Genomic DNA, 2,085 nt, shown 5'->3' with positions numbered 1-2,085 from the left:
GACCTGCTTCAACGCGGCAACCAGCTCAGATGCCGGAACCACCTCCTCTCCGGCAGCAACAGCGGTAAGGCTGCCTTCCTGATATTGTTTCTTCCACTTGAACAACAGGCTGGGCTGAATGCCATGCAGACGCGCTACATGAGACAGGGTCATGCCCGGCTCCATAGACTGCTGTATAATGGCGATCTTTTCCTGTGGAGTCTTACGCTTACGGAGCTCCTGCCCCAACAGTATTCCTGTCATCTCAGAATTAGAACCAGTATTAGACATATGTTTAAGCCTATCTCTTATTTTAAGATACATCTACTGTCTGGTGTTTCTTGGGGCCGCGTCATACTGCAGGCCAGACAATCAACATTTTTCTGACCGCCAAACGGAAATCTGCAGCCACATTGTGCTTCTTTAGCGAGGCTATTCGCCATCAGGGCGAACCCGAGGTTGTTACTATCGATAAAAGTGGTGCTAACACTGCAGCTTTAGCCACGCTCTACGCCGATAAACCCGATGAGGAAGTGATTACCGTCAGGCAGAGTAAGTACCTGAACAACCTGATTGAGCAAGATCACCGGAATATCAAACGTCAGATATGGCCGATACTGGGATTCAAATCGTTTCGATGGGCACAGACGATCCTGACCGGCATCGAACTGAGCAACATGATACGAAAAGGGCAATATCAACACCTGCAAAGTGAGGGATTGTCACCCGCGGAACAATTCTATTTGCTGGCTGCCTAAATAACCGACAACGCAACTTTGACCAACTTCATGTCACTAGCCCTCCAGGTCACGCAGACTCAGCAAGTAACCAGGTACCAGCGGACACACTGAACGATGATATCGACGGGATAATGCAGGTGTTTGAAGTATTTTCAGGTTAGTTGCATAGTCAGGTAACATCACAAAAAACCAGTATGCTACCTGACAACTCCTTAATACGATAGAACCGTTTTGAGGCTTCCGAAAAAGCCTCATTTGAATAACAAAGACTGTTCACCACAACAAGGCCATTCCAAATCACAAATTATTTACGCATACGTTATTTTGTAGTAAATTCTTACTATAATGATGATAGTAACCATCATACAAAAATACTCCATAGGTCTGATTGCTATCACTTTCGTACAACGTTATAGAGCGATATTCTGAAAGCGCCGCACCAGACCAAGGGAAACGTGAGTTTTTATAGCTACCTAGATTTCCCCATTCACCATATAAACTCCCCACACCTCGGACATCCATACCATCTGTTAAAATATTTCTAGTCGGCAATATACTTCCTTGAGAAAAACATTTATTCATTGATTCATCAAAACTACGTGTTGATTCAGTAGGAGTAAACCAATTATTCACTGTAAAAGTGTAAGTTACACGATCTTTTCCACCCAAAACTGGTGTGGCAGTAATAGTGACTGATTTGGTTGATGAAGTGGGAATTCCATCAAAACTCACTTTTCCTGTGCCACCTACTGTTACCCATGGTTGTGACGAAGTCCATGTGTAATCACCAATATTAGGATTATTACCATTAAACTGCAACTGGAAGTTAGCACCTATAAAACCTGTTGTTGGGAAATTGCTAGTAACATCAAAGTTTTTACCATCAACCAAAATAGTAAGAGTAATCGGTGTTGCAAGGGTCAAACTTGGGGCTTCTATTACCAGCGCAGCATCCTCTAGAACCTTTGGAGTAATAACAGCCACTCCCTGTGTAGTACCTTTAATTGTTGCTGTATAAGTACCGTTTACCCCTGTAGTTGCACTCACGCTTGTACCAGCCAATGAAGATGCAAAGGTGACAGTCTTCCCTGTAATACCGGCACCGTAAATGTCTTTTAGATTCAAGCTCAAATTTGCAGTTTCACTATTATTCGCTGTAATTGATACTGGATTGACTGTTGTAATAACACTTGAAGCAACAGCTGCAGCAACAATTGATGATGCTTGTGTTCCTACCAAATTAACCCCAGTCTTGGCCTTTGGAGTCACGCCAAATATCAGCTTTTTCCCTATATCAGAAGCCTGCACTTCATAGGTCATATTGGTCGCACCTGATATAGGCGTATTTGTGTTATTATGGTACCAC

At 43.4% G+C, this 2,085-nt stretch carries 2 protein-coding genes and 2 pseudogenes; 1 reads left to right on the top strand and 3 read right to left on the bottom strand.

The genetic code is table 11. The features are described from left to right. The coding region (locus tag ACMV5H_RS25410; protein ID WP_414822788.1) for a transposase at positions 1-243 on the bottom strand (243 nt) is incomplete at its 3' end. A 92-nt stretch (positions 244-335) separates the two neighbouring features. Between ACMV5H_RS25410 and ACMV5H_RS25405 the strand changes: the two are divergent. Continuing rightward, a pseudogene (locus ACMV5H_RS25405) lies at positions 336-737 on the top strand (DDE-type integrase/transposase/recombinase); the annotation flags it as partial. Positions 738-779: 42 nt separating this feature from the next. Here ACMV5H_RS25405 and ACMV5H_RS25400 read toward each other — a convergent pair. Beyond that, positions 780-856 (bottom strand): annotated as a pseudogene (locus ACMV5H_RS25400) (IS6 family transposase); the annotation flags it as partial. A gap of 160 nt (positions 857-1,016) precedes the next feature. Then, on the bottom strand, positions 1,017-2,085 hold a 1,069-nt coding region (locus tag ACMV5H_RS25395; protein WP_414822787.1), incomplete at its 5' end, for an Ig-like domain-containing protein.

The sequence above is a fragment of the Serratia sp. N21D137 genome (assembly GCF_047530005.1).
Taxonomy (GTDB): domain Bacteria; phylum Pseudomonadota; class Gammaproteobacteria; order Enterobacterales; family Enterobacteriaceae; genus Chania; species Chania fonticola_B.
The sequence above is the reverse complement of the archived record's forward strand: the minus strand, read 5'-3'. Positions and strand labels throughout refer to the sequence as shown.